Source organism: Chryseobacterium sp. G0162 (genome assembly GCF_003815715.1).
In the GTDB taxonomy this organism is placed as follows: domain Bacteria; phylum Bacteroidota; class Bacteroidia; order Flavobacteriales; family Weeksellaceae; genus Chryseobacterium.
In genome coordinates this window covers 3,341,832-3,360,493 of record NZ_CP033922.1, presented here as the reverse complement: position 1 = coordinate 3,360,493, position 18,662 = coordinate 3,341,832, and the positions used below count along the sequence as shown (strand labels likewise).

The 18,662-nt window shown below is 36.2% G+C and carries 13 protein-coding genes; 8 read left to right on the top strand and 5 right to left on the bottom strand.

Annotated elements, in window-relative coordinates; all coding sequences use genetic code 11:
* Positions 1 to 39: 39 nt before the first annotated feature.
* Positions 40 to 678 (top strand): MBL fold metallo-hydrolase, encoded by a 639-nt coding sequence (locus EG344_RS15245; protein ID WP_123911831.1) that lies wholly within the window; start codon positions 40 to 42, stop codon positions 676 to 678.
* 252 nt (positions 679 to 930) lie between these two features.
* On the opposite strand, the gene EG344_RS15240 is transcribed toward EG344_RS15245, so the two are convergent.
* Genes EG344_RS15240 through EG344_RS15230 form a run of 3 tightly spaced genes read right to left on the bottom strand, consistent with a single transcriptional unit; the run spans position 931 to position 6,103 of the window.
* Positions 931 to 3,366 (bottom strand): TonB-dependent receptor, encoded by a 2,436-nt coding sequence (locus EG344_RS15240; protein WP_123910145.1) that lies wholly within the window; start codon positions 3,364 to 3,366, stop codon positions 931 to 933.
* Positions 3,367 to 3,389: 23 nt separating this feature from the next.
* Entirely contained in the window at positions 3,390 to 4,871 is a 1,482-nt protein-coding gene (locus EG344_RS15235) for a trehalase family glycosidase (protein ID WP_123910144.1), read from the bottom strand.
* A gap of 2 nt (positions 4,872 to 4,873) precedes the next feature.
* The gene (locus tag EG344_RS15230; protein ID WP_123910143.1) at positions 4,874 to 6,103 is read right to left on the bottom strand and encodes an MFS transporter; all 1,230 of its coding nucleotides are present in this window, start codon (positions 6,101 to 6,103) and stop codon (positions 4,874 to 4,876) included.
* Between the two features lie 123 nt (positions 6,104 to 6,226).
* On the opposite strand from EG344_RS15230, the gene EG344_RS15225 reads away from it, so the two are divergent.
* Positions 6,227 to 7,090 carry an AraC family transcriptional regulator gene (locus EG344_RS15225; RefSeq protein ID WP_123910142.1) on the top strand — a complete coding sequence of 288 codons (864 nt, stop codon included), beginning with the start codon at positions 6,227 to 6,229 and terminating at the stop codon, positions 7,088 to 7,090.
* A 584-nt stretch (positions 7,091 to 7,674) separates the two neighbouring features.
* Here EG344_RS15225 and EG344_RS15220 read toward each other — a convergent pair.
* The gene (locus EG344_RS15220) at positions 7,675 to 8,229 is read right to left on the bottom strand and encodes a thioredoxin family protein (RefSeq protein ID WP_123911830.1); all 555 of its coding nucleotides are present in this window, start codon (positions 8,227 to 8,229) and stop codon (positions 7,675 to 7,677) included.
* Between the two features lie 311 nt (positions 8,230 to 8,540).
* Here EG344_RS15220 and EG344_RS15215 point away from each other — a divergent pair, with 311 nt between their 5' ends.
* From EG344_RS15215 to EG344_RS15200, 4 genes are all read left to right on the top strand, one after another.
* The gene (locus EG344_RS15215) at positions 8,541 to 9,137 is read left to right on the top strand and encodes a TetR/AcrR family transcriptional regulator (protein WP_123857560.1); all 597 of its coding nucleotides are present in this window, start codon (positions 8,541 to 8,543) and stop codon (positions 9,135 to 9,137) included.
* A 369-nt stretch (positions 9,138 to 9,506) separates the two neighbouring features.
* Positions 9,507 to 10,667, top strand: a complete 1,161-nt coding sequence (locus EG344_RS15210) for an efflux RND transporter periplasmic adaptor subunit (RefSeq protein ID WP_123910141.1) — start codon at positions 9,507 to 9,509, stop codon at positions 10,665 to 10,667.
* Positions 10,668 to 10,821: 154 nt separating this feature from the next.
* A complete protein-coding gene (locus tag EG344_RS15205) occupies positions 10,822 to 14,004 on the top strand; it encodes an efflux RND transporter permease subunit (protein ID WP_123910140.1) in 3,183 nt (1,060 codons plus the stop codon).
* Between the two features lie 346 nt (positions 14,005 to 14,350).
* On the top strand, positions 14,351 to 15,763 hold the full coding sequence (locus EG344_RS15200) for an efflux transporter outer membrane subunit (RefSeq protein WP_123910139.1): 1,413 nt from the start codon (positions 14,351 to 14,353) through the stop codon (positions 15,761 to 15,763).
* Between the two features lie 367 nt (positions 15,764 to 16,130).
* Here EG344_RS15200 and miaA read toward each other — a convergent pair whose 3' ends face one another.
* The gene (gene miaA / locus EG344_RS15195) at positions 16,131 to 17,045 is read right to left on the bottom strand and encodes a tRNA (adenosine(37)-N6)-dimethylallyltransferase MiaA (protein WP_123910138.1); all 915 of its coding nucleotides are present in this window, start codon (positions 17,043 to 17,045) and stop codon (positions 16,131 to 16,133) included.
* A 95-nt stretch (positions 17,046 to 17,140) separates the two neighbouring features.
* On the opposite strand from miaA, the gene EG344_RS15190 reads away from it, so the two are divergent.
* Both EG344_RS15190 and gmk read left to right on the top strand, forming a co-directional pair.
* On the top strand, positions 17,141 to 17,998 hold the full coding sequence (locus EG344_RS15190) for a YicC family protein (protein ID WP_123910137.1): 858 nt from the start codon (positions 17,141 to 17,143) through the stop codon (positions 17,996 to 17,998).
* Between the two features lie 80 nt (positions 17,999 to 18,078).
* Positions 18,079 to 18,642 (top strand): guanylate kinase, encoded by a 564-nt coding sequence (gmk, locus tag EG344_RS15185; RefSeq protein WP_123910136.1) that lies wholly within the window; start codon positions 18,079 to 18,081, stop codon positions 18,640 to 18,642.
* Positions 18,643 to 18,662 lie beyond the last annotated feature (20 nt).

Sequence of the window (18,662 nt, the reverse complement as noted above, 5' to 3'; positions counted from 1 at the left end):
CTTAATAATATCGTATTTTTGAATAAAAATATTCAGATTATGCTTCAGATTCAAGGTTTCGTATGCAACTTCGCGAGTGAGAATACCTATATTCTTTATAATGAAAATAAAAATGCCTGGTTAATAGATCCAGGAAATATGAATGAGCAGGAAACCAAAGCCATTGATAATTTTATCAAAGAAAAAGAACTGAACATTCAGAAAATTCTTTTAACTCATGCACATATTGACCATGTTTTGGGACTTCAGTGGGCATTTGATACGTTCAAGGTTCCGGTGAATATGCATCAGGAAGATCAAGAAGTTCTTGATATGCTTCAGGCGAGTGGAATGAGATTTGGATTCCCTGTTGATCCTGTAAAAGTAGATATCGAATATATTAACGAAGGGGAAGAACTTGAGCTGGATGGAGAGAAATTCAAAATTTATCATGTCCCTGGACATTCTCCGGGAAGTGTTGTTTATCACAACGAAAATCAGAAATTCATGATCTCCGGTGATGTACTTTTTGAAGGCAGTATCGGCAGAACAGATCTTTATAAAGGAAATTACGAACAATTAATTGATGGTATCAAAACGAAACTTTTCGTACTGGACCCTGACACACAGGTTTTCTCCGGTCATGGAAACCCTACTTCGATAGGTTTTGAAAAGCAGTATAATCCGTTTTTTAAATAGGCAGGAATCGGGTTTTAGAGTCGGAAAGTTTGAGGGTATAGGTGAGACGACACACATCTTTATCATTCTGGAAGAATCTAAGTATTGTATTTCAAACAATCAGGATTGCTGTGAAATAAGATATTTAATCGCTCACAGATTATGCAGATTTCTATTTATAATAAAAGCGGTTTAATCTACATCGTCTGTGAGGGAAATAAAAAAACCGTCAGGGCTAGGCCCTGGCGGTTTCATGTTATAAAGAAATAGAGTTTAGAAATCTAAAGTAATAGATGCTCTGGCAGCTGCTCCCATAATAGGTCTTGCCATTCTTATATTTCCGGCTACAGTCTGAGACCTTGGATCTCCTTCTGTAATTCCGATCGTATTAAAGATATTGGTTCCATCTACTGCAAAGCGAATTTTTCCTAACTGATAAGACATTCCGGCTCCAAATTCAGTAAATGATGGCAGAATATTATCATCTGTATTTCCTTCATTCTGGAAACGTTTTCCATAATAATTCATACTCACATACGCTCTCCATTCTTTGGTAATATTCACCGCAGGCGCAATATTGAAATAGAACTTAGGAATTCTTCTTACAATATTTCCACTATAATCGAAGGTAGTACCATCAGCATTTCGTCCGTTAAAATCTTTATATTTCGGATTCTGAATGGTCCCGTTGAAAGTAACTTCAAAGACATTATTGAATAATCTCGCATATCCTTCAATTTCTACCCCAAAATTGGTAGTATTGGCAAATTTATTTTCCGAAGTTCCGTCTGAGTAAACATCTGTAAATGAAAGGTTTTTAAGTGCCGAATAGAAAGGAATCACTGCAATATCGAAAGTACGGGAATAATACTTATACCCTACTTCCAACTGGTTGGTTAATACAGGTTTTACAACACTTAAATTTCCTATATTATTGTAATATGCTTCTTCATTTGGAGATCTGAATCCGTGAGAAAAACGGGCATATATCGCATTTTCACGATTGATCTTATAATTAGATGCCAATGTATAAGAGACTTTATTAATATCATAATACCAATAGGTAAACTGATTTCCGAGAACATTCATATGGTCATCAGCAGTCGTGGTATCAAAACCATGAGTTCCATCAACGGTTAACCCTGAATTATTAAGATTGGCTGTAGTCGTATTAACTTTGTATCCTCTGTAGAAATCGCGGCTGTAGCGGATTCCTCCATTAAAGCTTAATGCATCCGTCACATTGTAATCCAGATTTAAATAAAGATCATTCAGACTTCCCTGGATCTGTGAATCCCTAAGCAAAGTAGACATATCCGTCACTCCGTTATACGTTTTAGAATATCCTACACTGCTTGGACTAAGAGATGGATCTACCAGGTTTAGCAGCTCGGGCCTGTCTGTAGCAGTAGTCAGGATATTACTCCAGTTCCAGTATTGATGGGATTTCCAGTTTGATTTATAAAATCCGGCCGTTACATTTCCTTTGTCGAATTTATAATTGAACTGTAAATCATTCACAAAATTATTCATCTGCTTATCAATCGCCCAGAACCCTAGTTTTTGAACAAATTGAGGATCAACCAATGCTCCACTGCTTACCATAGAATACTGGTAATTGGTCATTCCCATACCTTTCGTAAAATCTGCTCCGGTTTGAGGTGCCCCTGCCGGGAAAATCCCCGTATAATTCATATTGATATTGGTGTACCGGGTTTTATTTAAAACGCTGAAGTTTCCACCCAGGTCATATTTAAATTCTGCTCCCAATACATCTACTTTCGGATGAATTCCATCTTCCAGGTTTCTGCTGAAAAAACCACCTCCGGCCTGTGGAATGTTTAACTGACTGATGGCTCTGTAACTGTACGTTCCATAATTAGGATCAAAACCGTTGAATCCTTTTAATTTATCACCATCTTGCGTCAATGGAATCGGGAGGAAGAAGGTATTTCTGTCATCCAGTTTTTTATAATACACTTTAACGTAGCCTTTATCAAAGACATACTTCAGGTTCATTCTGATCTGCCCACCATTATTAGCTTTGAATCCTGTTTTTCTGATTCCGTCATCTGATCTATAGAAACCACCTATATTGAAGAATAATTTATCTTTCACCAAAGCCCCCCCCACATTAAGATCTGTACGCATTAATCCATAAGTACTGGTTTCAAGCTTGGCAGTTCCTTTAAAGTCATTAGTTCCTTCTTTGGTAATAAAGTTGATAAGCCCTCCCGGAGAATTATTGGCATAAATAGACCCTGACCCTCCTCTTAAAGCTTCCAGACGGCTTACAGAATTATCTACACGGAAAAAATTATCCGCATTGGCAAACTGAAGTGCTCCATCTTCAAAAACCGGAAGACCATCTTCCTGAACCTGCACAAATTCGTACGCTCCAGCAGAAGGGATTCCTCTTGCAAAAAGGTTATTTCCAACCTCACCTCCTGAAGTTTCCACAGCAAATCCCGGAACTCTCTGTAGCAAAGCTGCTGCACTGATGGGATTCTGCTTTTGAATTTCCTTGGCACTGAATGTGGAAATAGCAGTACTGGATTCTATTTTTTTCTTGGGATTGGAATTCCCTGTAATGACAACCTGATCGATAGAAGAAACCTTCACAGAATCTTGTGGAGTTTCCTGTGCATATGCTTTATTGAAATATAATACAGCAGTTGCGGCAATTAAAAAGATTGATTTTTTTTTCATAGCCCTATTTTTTATTGTTAGTTTCAGTTTTGTTGTAGTTTTAAATACACTCCATTCGTCCAACCGAATCCGTCCTGATTGGGATATTCCCCGCCTCCTGCAATTGTTTCCGTATCTAATGCATTGTATTTTTCCATCAATTTCCCAGTGTTCTTATACACTCTTTCCACATTCGAACACCAGTTGTTTTTAATAAGTTCCGCCTCATCATCAAAACCATAATTTTTCATGGCTTTAAAGCCAAGCCATTGATAAGGAGCCCATGCATTGGGTAAATCCCATTGTTGACCTGTTTTTTTAGTCGTAGTAACCAACCCTCCCGGATATAAAAATTTTTCAAAAATGGTTTCAGCTACTGCTTTGGCTTGATTCTGATCTGCAATTCCCAGAAATAAAGGGTAAAGAGCAGCAATATGTTGAGACGGTGTTTTTGTGTTTTTTTGAATATGATAATCTTTGTAAATCTTCGTCTTTTCATCCCAGAAGTATTTATTAATCATATGTCTTCGGCTTGCTGCTCTTTCAGTAAAATAATTTTCTTTGTCTTTCAGATGCTGAAGCGCTGATGATTTTGCCAGTGTTGTTTCTAAATGCCATAAAAGACAGTTTAAGTCTACCTCAGCAAGATTCAGTGTTTCAATAGTCTGTATATGTTCTCCATCTGCAAACCATCTGCTGGAAAAATCCCAGCCGGATTCACAGGCACTTCTTATATTTCTATAAAATTCTTCTCCTGACGCATTTTCCTGGTCTTCAATATCAATCAGATAACTTTCAGGACGAGGTTCGTTTTCTGTATCATAATATCTGTTCAGAACATCTCCATCCTTAGTTTTTACTACTCTTTTCAACCCAGTCCCAATTTTTGTTTCCTCTTCCCCGTCCATCCAGAAAGCATATTCTTTTTCTAAAGTATCATCATATTGAGTATAAATAGTTTCATCATTTTTAGTCTCAGCAAGAAGATCAAGCATCAGCGAAAAATAGGGAGGCTGTGAGCGGCTTAAGAAATGAGTCCTGCTGGCATTGGGAACAAATCCAACATTTTGAATCAGGTAAGAACAGTTTTCTACAATATTCTCCATCATTTCTACTCTACCTGAAACCTGTAGCCCAAGCATAATAAAATAGCTATCCCAATAAAAAAACTCATTGAAACGTCCACCCGGAACGATATAAGGTTTTGGTAATTTTAAAAGAGTGCCTTTTTCTTCGTAAGCTGTGCGTGTTAATTCATCCCAAAGTTTTTCTATATGCTGCCCGATTGGAAGATCATCTTCTCTACGGATAGAAACTTTAGCACCTAGAAAATCAAAATAAGTCATCACAAAATTTTTCAGGTCGAAACCGGCAGTATCTTTTTCCTGTTCGTATTTTGCATTAATCTCCGCAATCGGAAATAAAGGAACGGCATCGGTCATCATTTTCTGATCTTCAAAAATCTTCGACTTTTGTACGGCATCAAAAAGTACCTGGATTTCTTTTATATAAAGCTGATTACTCATAATTATTTCTTAGGGTTAATTTTTAATTTATTCATGAAAATTGCTGAAGTTATCAACAATGAAAGGGGAATCAAAGACAGGTAAAATGCCTGCTGTCCGCTGAATTCCTGAAACACAAAACCTGTAATGATTGAACCTATTGTTCCCCCGATGGCAGAGAAAACCACGATCAATCCAGACATCGCACTGTGTAAATATTTAGGGATGGAAGCAAGAATCACTGAGTTGATACTCGGATAAATCGGGGCCAGTAAACCTCCCATTAATGGAAATAAATACACTACAAGTGGTGCATTCAGCCAATTTGTACCTGTATCAATATGAATATTATGTGTCAATGGAAGGACCAGGAGTAAACTTACAGCAAAACCAATCACACAGAATGACACCACATAAATCCAGCTGATTTTTCTGGAAAAGAAACCGGATAAAAATCTTCCCAGCGCAAAAGCTCCTGCCAAAACGGCTCCTGCCTGAATACTCATAGAGGTTGGAACTTTTAAAATTTCTTTATAAAATGTGGGAGTCCATGTCTGAAAACTCTGCTCTACCAATACAAAAAGGAATGCGCAGAGTAAAAAGAACAATACTTTTTTATAGCTGAATAAACTTACACTGTTCTTTAGATCACCTAATAAATCGGTTTTCTCGCTTCTCGCCTCTTTTTCATTAAGCTTTGAAAAGAATAAAAATAAAAATGACAGGGATGAAAGTATTCCTAACACCCAATACACATTCAGCCAATGGGTAGATTTCGGATTATGATCGTCAATATATAAACTGAATAAAACATTTCCAGCCAATACGCCAATCATAAAAAATCCTTCCAGAAATCCCATAAAGCTTGAATGCTCTTTATCTGTTTCTGTCACCAAACCTATGGAAGTAAAAACAGAAATTTTAATAAGCGCAAAAGAAACTCCTACAATGGCAAATAATACTTTGAAGATCCAGAAATCATTTGTAAACGGCATCACAAAGCACATTCCGCTCACCAGAAATAGTGCAATCAGCATTGAATTCTTAATCCCAATTTTAGGAAGAAACGAAGCGAGAATAAATGAACAGATCGCAATCGGAAGATCTTTAAAGCCTTCCAGTACACTCGCAGATGATTTTGAAATCCCGAAGTTTTGCTGTACCTGCAAAATCACTGTTCCCACAGAATTCAGAAGAATTGCGAAAACAAAATAGTTCAAAAATAAAACCGCCTTGATGTTGAAGTTTTTCATTCAGGTTATTTCTTTGCGGCTAAGATAGAAGCATTTCTGTTCACAATAATTTAACACAATAAATCAATATTTGAACAATATTAATATAATTAGTATTTTTAGTGATTAAATATGATTAATTAAATGAAAGTTACTTTTGAAAGAGTAATTCCCAATGAGAAAAGCTCCTTTCGTACCATTCATAATAACTCTCCTATTTCAGAATTCAAATGGGAGTACCATTATCATCCCGAAATTGAGCTGGTATGTGTCATTTCCGGGAGCGGAACCCGTCACGTTGGCTATCATAAAAGCAATTATACACATGGAGATCTCGTTCTGATCGGTTCTAATATTCCCCATTCAGGATTTGGATTGAATTCTATTGATCCGCATGAAGAAATAGTCCTTCAGTTTAAAGAAGAAATTCTCCAGTTTCCCCAACAAGAAGTGGAAGCCAGATCCATCAAAAATCTGCTTGAACTTTCAAAATATGGCATTCACTTTCATCATAAAGTAAAGAAAGCTCTCCTTCCGAAATTAAAATTGATGTTGGAATCAGAAGGTTATAAAAGATATTTATTGCTGTTGGAAATTCTTTTTGAACTGTCAAAGTGTACAGACTATGACCTTTTGAATAAGGAAATTATGCCTTACACCATTATTTCAAAAAATAAAACGCGTCTTGAAAATATTTTCACTTATGTAGAACACCATTACGACAAGGAAATCAATATTGAAGATGTCGCAAAACTGGCAAACCTGACTTTACCGGCCTTTTGTAATTTTTTTAAAAAAGCAACCCAGATCACCTTTACGGAATTTGTAAACCGATATCGCATCAATAAAGCCTGTCTGCTGATGGCTCAGGATAAATCTATTTCAGAATGCAGTTACGGTTGTGGCTTCAATAATGTAACCTATTTCAACAGGATGTTTAAAAAGTATACAGGAAAAACGCCTTCAGAGTTCATTAAAGATTATGCTCATAATAAGGTGAGTGTCTGAGTTTCTCGCAGATCACGCAAATTTTGCAGATGATTATGACTTTTGTGGTAATCTTATTTGTAAAGTTTTATTTCCCACAGATTGCGCAGATTTACACAGATGCTTGCGGATAAGGATATTAAAGATTTTCTAAACTTATATGTACTTCTTATGCTATATACTTTTAGCTTAAAATCATTTAAGTATTTCAAATCTTTTGTAACTTTTGTGGTAATCTTATTTGTAAAATTTTATTTCCCACAGATTGTGCAGATTTGCACAGATGCTTGCGGATAAGGATATTAAAGATTTTCTAAACTTATGTGTACTTCTTATGCTATATACTTTTAGCTTAAAATCATTTAAGTATTTCAAATCTTTTGTGACTTTTGTGGTAATCTTATTTGTAAAATTTTATTTCCCACAGATTGCGCAGATTTGCACAGATGCTTGCGGTTAGGAATATTATAGTATTGATTATCTCCAGGAAAAAATTTGCATGATCTCCTAAATCTGCGAGATTACTAATCAATCTATGGGAAACAAAAAAGCTGTCCTAAAAAGAACAGCCATATATTATAACAAGTAAGAACCGTAACCGGAAATTACTTCCATTTAATATTACATCCCATACTAGGTCTCTGAATTTCTTCCTGAGATTCTCCAGCTAAAAGATTTTCAAAAGCAATAATCAAATCTTCTCCGGTAACATCTTTGTTATTTCCAGGTCTTGAATCATCCATCTGGCCTCTGTATACAAGGTCTAATTTATCATCAAAGAAATAAAAATCAGGAGTACATTCTGCATCATAAGCTTTTGCAATAGCCTGGCTCTCATCAAATAAATAAGGGAAATCGAAGTTTCTTTCGATTTGGAACTCAATCATTTTTTCAGGAGAGTCATCCGGATATTTTTCAATATCATTAGCATTGATCGCAATGAATTCAATTCCTTTTTCATTATAGTCTTCATACAATTCATTGATTTTATCAATTACATGAAGAACAAACGGACAGTGGTTGCACATGAAGATAACCAGCGTTCCTTTTTCTCCTTTCAGTTCTTCTAAAGACTGAAGTTCATTCGTTTTTGACGGGTTCGGAAGCTCAAAAAACGGAGCTTTTGTACCTAATGCCAACATATTGGAGGGAGTATTCATATCCTTTTTCTTTAGTTTCACAAAGATAAAAATTTCTTTGGTTATATTGGTAAGGAAGATGGAGGCTGGAAGATGGAAGTTTATTGAAGCCATAAAATATCTATTCTCATATTCTATTTATTGACTCAGGCTATTTACCTTATTAATTATTACAATAATTTTTTAATTATATACTTAAACTACTTCCAGCAACCATTCTTCCAGCTTCCGGTCTATCTCAAATTCCTTATTTTTTCATTAAATTTAAAATATCGTTTGGAAGATATCTTCAAAAGTTAGTAGTTTTGCTAACACTGTTAGAAAAGAATATCATGGGCTTACATGAACGTCGTCAAAGAGAAAAAGAATCCATACGTGCAAGTATCTTGCAGGCGGCATTCACTTTGGCGAAATCTGAAGGCTGGGCATCACTATCTATGCGTAAAATAGCAGACGCTATTGAATACAGCGCACCAGTGGTGTATGATTATTTCGAAAACAAGGATGCTATTCTATTTGAAATTTCATTAGATGGCTTTCACAAATTACACATAGAATTATTAAAAGCACAACAGCAATATGATACTCCGGAAGAGCAGCTTATAGCTCTTGTAGATGCTTATTGGAACTTTGCTTTTAATAATAAGGAATATTACCAACTCATGTTTGGGCTGGGAATGCAATGTTGTGGGAAAGGACAGATGAAAAAAGAATTTTCTTCGTTCCAGGAATTGATTTATGAATGTACCTATAACATCATTGAAAAAAACGGATCGAATACAGATAATGCATGTCATATGTCTCACGCCCTATTTTCAGCGGTTCATGGGATGATTTCCATTATGATGATGCGTACAGGAGATATTCCATCTACTATGAATAAATCGACTTTGGATGAGACTGTTTCATCATTTATTAAGTCTTTATAATATTTTTTTGAACTAAAGTTAACGCCGTTAGGAAATTTAACACTTGATTAATGTAAAATATTTGTTAAAACCTTATTAAAAATAAAAAAACATCTATGTAAAACTCTACACGATTCGATTGTTAAAGGTACTTATTTTTTCTTTTTAAATTAACACCGTTAGCAAAATTAACATGATTTACACCTCACATCTTCATATACTTAAACATTAAAAACAATTTTCAATTATGGAAACAATCGACTTGATCGGACATTAAAAATCTGTAATTTTTTTTGAACAATTCATTAACACTGTTAGGAAAAAAAACAGCATTTATTAAAAAGAAACATTACTTCAATCTAACACTTTATTTAAAAAATTAAATTAACAATGAACATACCTGGAAAAACAAGGTTTATTGTACTTATATCAAGTATAATTCTTTTACAGAGCTGCACCAAGGCTGCGGAAGGATCCAATACTGCACCTCCAGCTCCTGAACTTCCGGTTTATACCGTTATATCTTCTCCTGCTACCACCTATCAGGAATTCCCAACTGCTTTAGAAGGGAAAAACAATGTGGAAATCAGATCTCAGGTTGATGGATATCTGGACAGAATTTATGTAGAGGAAGGCGCGTATGTAAGAGCCGGACAGCCTTTATTTAAAATAGATTCAAGAAGCTATGGCGAGCAGATGAATATGGCAAATGCTAATCTTCAGGTTGCCAACGCCAATATACAAAAGGCAAAAGTAGAAGTGGACAGACTTCAGCCTTTAGTTGCTGCAAAAGTTGTATCTGATGTTCAGCTTAAAACAGCAAAAGCCAACTATGAAGCCGCTATAGCTGCCGCATCACAGGCCAGAGCATCTGTTGGCAGTGCTAAAATCAATGTAGGATTTACTACGATTACAGCACCCGTAAGCGGATATATCGGACGAATTCCTTTTAAAAAGGGAAGCCTGATCTCAAGAACTGATCCTAATCCATTGACTTTACTATCAGACATCAGTGAAATTTATGCCTATTTCTCTTTAAGTGAACTTGATTTTATTGCTTTTCAGAATAAATATCCCGGCGCAACTTTAGAGGAAAAGTTAAAAAATATGCCTATGGTAGACTTGGTTATTGCCGACAACAGTACTTATCCTGAAAAAGGAAGATTAAGCATTGTAGACGGACAGTTTGACAAAACAACAGGAGCCATCAGCGTACGTGCCGTTTTTCCTAATACCAACGGAACACTGAGAACCGGAAATACAGGAAGAATACGTATGCCACAACTGATTTCAAATGCAGTGGTTATTCCACAGGAATCTACTTTCGAAATTCAGGATAAAACGTATGTCTATGTAATGGGCAATGATAAAAAGGTAACCGGAAAACCTATTAAAATTTCAGGAAAAACAGATAGTTATTACTTTATCTCTGAAGGACTTTCACCAGGAGAAAAAATTGTCTACACCGGAATCGGAAACCTGAAAGACGGAGCCTCCATCAAACCCAAAGCTATTTCTTCGGATAGCCTATTGAGAGCAAAGCCGTTGTAACTGTTTAAACTTTTTTAACCACAAAAGTCATAAAAGCTTTTAGATAAGTATATACAGTTGAATTGATTATGCTGATAAGTACATATAAGTATTTGAAAATCTTTAAAACTTAAGTGTTAAAAAAGTGTAAGCAAATTAAAAAAATAAACTTCTTATGTTAAAACAATTTATAGAAAGACCGGTCCTTTCCACGGTCATCTCCATAATACTCTTATTATTGGGAGCTTTGTCTCTCTTTAATTTGCCTATCGCCCTCTTTCCGGATATTGCTCCACCGAGTGTCCAGGTAACGGCTTTTTATCCGGGAGCAAATGCTGAAGTAGTGGCACGTTCTGTAGCAACCCCTATTGAGGAAGCTGTGAATGGAGTGGAGAACATGACATACATGACTTCCAACTCCAGTAATGACGGTACCATGACCTTAAGCGTTTTCTTTAAGCAAGGATCTGATCCCGATAATGCTGCCGTAAACGTACAAAACCGTGTATCAAAAGCGATGAGCCAACTTCCTCAGGAAGTAGTACAAGCTGGAATTTCCACTCAGAAAGTTCAGAACAGTATGATTATGTTTATGGGATTAACGAGTGATGATCCTAAACAATATGATGAGCTTTTCTTGCAGAATTATCTAAAAATCAACATCATTCCTCAGATACAGCGTATTCCGGGAGTTGCACAGGCACAGGTATTCGGAACCAGAGATTATTCGATGAGAATCTGGTTGAAACCGGACAGATTAGCTGCTAATAACCTTTCTCCACAGGAAGTGTTAGGCGCTATCAAAGATCATAACCTTGAAGCTGCTCCGGGACGTCTTGGACAGGGAAGTAAGGAAACTTACGAATATATCCTTAAATATAAAGGAAAACTAAACAAGAATGAAGACTATGAAAATATCGCCATCAAAGCGAATAGTGACGGTTCTTTCTTAAGATTAAAAGATGTTGCAAGAGTAGAATTCGGATCTTATACTTATACAGCGGCCAACAGAGTGGATGGAAAGCCTGTTTCAGGGTTTGCTATTTTACAAACAGCTGGTTCCAATGCGAATGAGATCCTTACTGAGATTGAAAAACAGGTAGACCAGTTCAGCACTACCCTGCCTAAAGGAGTGAAGCCAATTATCATGTATAACTCCAAAGATTTCCTTGATGCTTCTATTCATCAGGTCGTTGAAACATTGGTGATTGCATTTATTTTGGTATTTATTGTAGTATTTATTTTCCTTCAGGATTTCAGATCTACTTTAATCCCAGCCATTGCCGTACCTGTCGCTATTATTGGTACATTCTTCTTCCTTCAGTTATTTGATTTCAGTATCAACATGCTTACTTTATTTGCATTGGTTCTGGCCATCGGTATTGTGGTAGATGATGCTATTGTCGTGGTAGAAGCCGTCCATTCTAAAATGGAACAAACAGGAATGCCTGTGGAACACGCAACCATGAACTCTATGAGTGAGATTTCCGGAGCCATTATTTCAATTACATTGGTGATGTGTGCAGTATTTATTCCGGTTGGTTTTATGCAAGGTCCTGCGGGAGTTTTCTACAGACAGTTCGCCTTTACATTAGCCATTGCCATTATGATTTCGGCGGTGAATGCTTTAACGTTAAGCCCAGCATTATGCGCCCTTTTCTTAAGTGATCCTCAAGGAGAGCACGGTGAACATGGTCACAAAAAAGGTTTTGGAGCGAGGTTTTTCAATGCATTTAATGCCAGCTTCAATAATATGACCAAAAAATATATTTACAGTCTTAAGTTTTTAATCAAAAACAAATGGGTAGCTATTGGAGGCCTTGTTGTCATCACAGCAGCAAGTATTTTTATGATTAAAAAAGCACCATCAGGATTTATTCCAACGGAAGACCAGGGATTTGTATTATATGCAGTGAATACTCCTCCGGGAAGTTCATTGGAAAGGACTCACAGAGCGACTGAACAGATTGATAAAATCATTAACGGAGAAAAAGCAACCAACCACCTTTGGGTAGCCGATGGAATGAACTTCATCAGTAATGCGAATACTTCTCCATATTCTGCAGGTTTTATCAAACTTAAAGATTATGATCAACGTGGAGAAATGAAGGATCCGGATCAAATTGCTGCTGCATTAACAGGAAAAGTAAGCCAGGTAAAAGACGCTAATGCTTTCTTCTTCAATTTCCCTACCATTCAGGGATTTGGTAACGTGTCCGGTTTTGAATTTATGCTACAGGATAAAACCAACGGATCTTTTGAGCAATTGGGAACCACGACTCAACAATTCATTGGTGAATTAATGAAGCGTCCGGAAATTGCCTTTGCCTTTACAACGTATGCAGCCGGAAATCCACAATACACCATTGATGTAGATACAGATAAAGCCAATCAGTTAGGAGTTTCTATCACCGAATTAATGCAGACCATGCAGATTTACTACGGAAGTAGCTTCGTTTCTGATTTCAACAGATTCGGGAAATACTATAGGGTAATGGCTCAGGCAGATATTCCTTACCGTACGGATATTAATTCTTTGGAGGGAATCTATGTGAAAAACAAATCTGGAGAAATGGTTCCTGCTAAAACTTTAGTCACCTTAAAAAGAACCTTCGGGCCGGAAACTGTGACGAGAAATAACCTTTTCAATGCGGTAACTATTAATGGTACTCCAAAACCGGGATACAGTACCGGAGATGCCATTAAAGCTGTAGAAGAAGTTGCTCAGAAATCACTTCCGAGAGGCTATGGATATGAATGGACAGGAATTACGCGTGAGGAGATTAAAACAGGAGGACAAACAACTTTTATCTTCTTACTAAGTATTTTATTTGTGTATTTCCTGTTAGCCGCTCAATACGAAAGTTATATTCTTCCGTTTGCCATTATTTTAACTATTCCAACCGGAATATTCGGAGTATTTGCCTTCACAGGTCTGGCAGGAATTGATAACAATATTTATGTACAGGTAGGATTAATCATGTTGGTGGGATTATTAGCAAAAAATGCCATCCTGATCGTAGAATTTGCTGTTCAGAGAAGAAAAGCAGGAAGATCATTGATTGAATCTGCACTTCAGGCTTCAAGATTACGTCTAAGACCCATCCTGATGACTTCTTTTGCTTTCATCGTAGGAATGCTTCCATTAGTTTGGACGCAGGGAGCTTCTGCAAAAGGAAACCATTCTATTGGGTATAGTACCGTAGGTGGAATGCTTACAGGAGTAGTATTCGGAATTTTCATTATTCCTGTGATGTATGTTGTCTTCCAATATCTGCATGAAAAAATGCCAAGCAGAAAGAAGAAAAGACTTCTGAAAAAGCAAATGGAAGAAGAACTTCTGGCAACTCCTCATTAATTAAATGGTAACAAAAAATGGAATTTATAAATCATAAAATATTTCAAACACTTAAGTGATTTTAAGTTAAAAATATATTGCATAAGAAGTACATATAAGTTTTTGAAAATCTTTGATTTTCTTGTCCGAAAGCATCTGTGTAAATCTGCGCAATCTGTGGGAAATAAAATTTTTCAAATAAGATTACCACAAAAGTTACAAAAGCTTTTGCATAAGCAGTACACTTAAGTTTTTTTGAAAATCTTTGATTTTATCACCTGAAAGCATCTGTGTAAATCTGTGAAATCTGTGGGAAAATAAAACCCTTAAAGTTTTGTACTCCATTAAAGTCTATTAAAGAAAAACTATGAAAAGACTAAAAAATATTATATTAACATTCGCCATAGCTTTAGGATCTGTTTCGTGTGTGTCAAAACTGGCATACACGGAGCCGGATCTTCCGCTACCGGAAAAATTCCAGTACACGGCCACTGCTGATACAGCAAGTATTGCCAATCTGGAATGGAAACAATTTTTCAATGACCCTATTTTACAAGGTCTGATTGAAAAAGGAATTAAAAATAATTATGATCTTCAAATTGCCTTAAAACAAGTAGCTTCTTCACAGGAAAAACTGAAACAGGCAAAATATATGCAATATCCGGATGTTGGATTTGGAGTAGCGGCTCAGATTTCTAAGCCATCTAAAAACAGTATGAACGGACAAAGCTTAAACCTGTTTTTAGGTCAAAGCCATGTTGAAGATTATAATGCAGCCTTCAATCTTTCATGGGAGGCCGATATCTGGGGGAAAATCAAAAACCAGCAAGAAGTTTCCAGAATGCAGTATCTGCAAACGTATGAAGGTTCAAAGGCTATTCAAACTCAAGTGGTAGCCGCTATTGCCCAGGGATATTACAATCTTCTGATGCTGGATAAACAGCTGGCAATTGCCAAATCCAATCTGGAGTTAACCAGTAATACTCTATTAATTACACAAAAAATGTGGGAAAGTGGAGATACCACTTCTTTGGGAGTTCAGCAGGCTACTGCTCAGAAACAAGCCACTGAACTTTTGATCTCTCAATTGGAACAGAATATTGCGATTCAGGAAAATGCATTGAGTATTCTGGTAGGTGAGACGCCTAATAAAGTCAACAGAACGATTGAGATGTCTGATACTTCTCTGCCTCAAAATATCATGGCAGGACTTCCTGCAGCTATGGTAAGCCGCAGACCGGATGTACGTCAGCAGGAATTGGTTTTACTGGAATCTAATGCCATGGTAGGAATTGCCCAGGCCAATATGTATCCTGCTTTAAAGATTACAGCAAATGGCGGAGTTAATTCATTTAAATTCGATAACTGGTTTCAGATTCCGGCATCATTATTTGGGTCGGTTTTAGGAGGAATTACTCAGCCGATTTTCCAGAAAAGACAATTAAAAACCGATTTTGAGGTAGCTAAAATTCAAAGAGAGAAAAATGTATTGGCGTTCCGTCAAGCCGTATTAAATGCAGTAGGGGAAGTTTCTGACGCTTTAGTTTCTAATGAAAATTTAAAAGTCCAGGAACAAAAAGCAGCAGAACAGTCCACTACATTGAAAGATGGAATTAAAAGTGCACAACTTCTTTACAGAGGAGGTTCTACCAATTATCTTGAAGTGATTACCGCACAGGGAAATTCTCTTCAAGCAGAGTTGAATCTTGCTTCCATTAAAAGACAAAGATTAAGCAGCATTGTAGATTTATACAGAGCGCTGGGTGGCGGTTGGAAGTAGTAAATTAAATTATATTGTTTGACATGCGGTTCTTTATAGAACCGCATTTTTTTATTGTTAAATTATATTAAATCAACATAAACTCTATGCTTTAGATTATCCCCAGGACATCTAATTATACGCTGTCATTCTGAACGGAACAACGTGGAGTGAAGAATCTCTGAAACAATATACAAGATTCTTCCTTCGTCAGAATGACAAACAATACATATAGTCTTTGTCATTCCGAGGAATCTCAATGTCTGTCTTCAATTTTTAAATGATTAAAGAAATTAAATTTCATCGATGCGAATCAATAGATTTTAAGAACAGTATTCCTTAAAGCCAGGCTCCTCTAACCCTCTTATAATCTTAATAGTTCAAAAATTTATTTCTGAAACTGCTCAGTAATCCAAAGAATCAAATCCTCATAATCCTGCTGAGAATATCCCAACTGCAAATAATGAATATCATCAGCCTTTCTATACCATGTCAATTGACGCTTAGCATATCTGCGGCTATTCTTTTTAATTTCAGAAACAGCAAAATCAAGATCCCATTCTTCATCTAAATATTTGAATAATTCAGTATAACCAACCGTATTCAAAGCAGTCAGTCCTTTGAATTTCTCCAGACCTTTTACCTCATCCAAAAGACCCTTTTCCATCATAATATCCACTCTACGGTTGATTCTATCATACAATTCTTCTCTTGGCGCTTCAATTCCAATTCTGATAACGTTAAAATCTCTGGAATCCTGAGAAACAGCAATCTGTTCAGAATACTTTTTATCGGTTTGCCAGATCACATCAATAGCACGTAAAAGTCTTCGGTGATTGTGAATATCGACTACTTCAAAATATTCGGAATCTAATTCTTTTAAAATTTCCTGAAGTTTTTCAACACCTTCCTCTTCCATAAGTTTCTGAAGCTTTTCCTGATTTTCAACATTGGCTTCAGGCAGATCATTCAACCCTTCAATCACAGCTTTTTCATACATCATACTTCCTCCTACAAGAATGACGGTGTTATGTTTTTGAAAAAGTTCAGTGAGTTTTTTCAGGACATCTTCTTCGTATTGACCAATTGAATAGTATTCTTCAACGGAAAGATTGCCAATAAAATGATGAGGTGCTTCAGCCAACTCTTCTTCAGATGGTGCGGCTGTTCCTATTTTCATTTCCTTGAAAAACTGCCGGGAATCACAGGAAACAATTTCGGTATTGAAATGTTTTGCCAGATCAATTGCCAGTTTTGTCTTCCCTATTCCGGTGGGTCCTACTACAGAAATCAGATTTTTCATCAGTGCACATTCATTATTTTATCAGTAAAATAGAATCTTTTACAGATTTCACTGTGCTAATTTAAATGTTTATCTTTGTAGAACAATAAAAAACTATGATTTTATCAATGACTGGCTTCGGTAGGGCCGAAGGTGTTTTTGAAGGAAAAAAAATAACAATAGATATTAAATCACTGAACAGCAAGAGCTTTGATTTAAATATCAAAATTCCTTTACGTTACAAAGAAAAAGAATTTGAGATCAGAAAAATTCTTAACGATAGAATTATCCGTGGAAAAGTTGACTGCTATGTCAATCTTGAAAATCTTGAAGAATCTAATGATGTAAAAATTAATAAAGGTTTAATTGATTCATACATCAATGAACTTAAAAATATTGCATCAGATGGTCCTGATTTCGAATATCTGAAAATGGCAGTAAGATTGCCGGATGCCATCACCTCAAGACCTGATGAGCTTACAGAAGGCGAATGGGAAGCATTAGCAAAAATCGTTCATGCTGCAGTAGATCGATTTGAAGAATTCAGAAAAACTGAAGGCAGTATTTTACATGAAGAGCTTAGCAGAAATATTCAAAACATTGATAAATATCTGGGCGAAGTGATTCCTTTTGAAGAAGAAAGAATCGTGAGTGTAAAAGAACGTTACCAAAAGACTCTGAAAGAATTCGAAAATGTGGACGAAACCCGTTTCTATCAGGAAATGGCTTACTTCACAGAAAAACTGGACATTTCAGAGGAAAAAGTAAGACTGACCCAGCATTTGAAATATTACAAGGAAGTAATGGACAATGAATCTTTCAATGGTAAAAAACTGGGCTTTATTTCTCAGGAAATCGGAAGAGAGATCAACACTTTAGGTTCTAAAGCCAACCATGCCGAAATCCAGAAACTGGTAGTGATGATGAAGGATGATTTGGAGAAAATTAAAGAACAAACGTTAAACGTGTTGTAGCGACCAGGTACGAGATGCGGGATCACAATTATTATTGATGGGATAAGCAACTCGGACTCTGGAGCTCGAAACTCAAAAATATGGATAAAGTAATTATATTTTCAGCACCGTCTGGAAGCGGAAAAACTACATTGGTAAAGCATTCTCTTGAAACTTTCCCTACACTGGAGTTTTCAATTTCATGTACTACAAGACAGCCAAGAGGAAGTGAAGTACATGCAGTAGATTACCATTTTTTATCACCTGATGAATTCAGACAGAAAATTTCAGAAGATGCTTTTGTAGAATATGAAGAAGTATACACTGATAAATATTACGGAACTTTAAAATCTGAAGTGGAAAAGATTTGGAATCAGGGAAAAGTTGTTATTTTTGATGTAGACGTAAAAGGAGGAATTTCCCTGAAAAAATATTTTGGAGAAAAAGCGTTGTCTATTTTTATAGAACCACCTTCCATTGAAGAACTGGAACGAAGATTGATTTCAAGAAATACGGACGATGATGAAACCATCAAAACCCGTGTAGAAAAAGCTGAAGAAGAGATGTCTTATGCCAGTGAATTTGACAGGATCGTCATCAATTCCGATCTTGATGAAGCTAAAAAAGAAATAGAAAGTTTAATAAAAAGTTTTATCAATAATTAATGGCTGGAAGATGGGGGTCA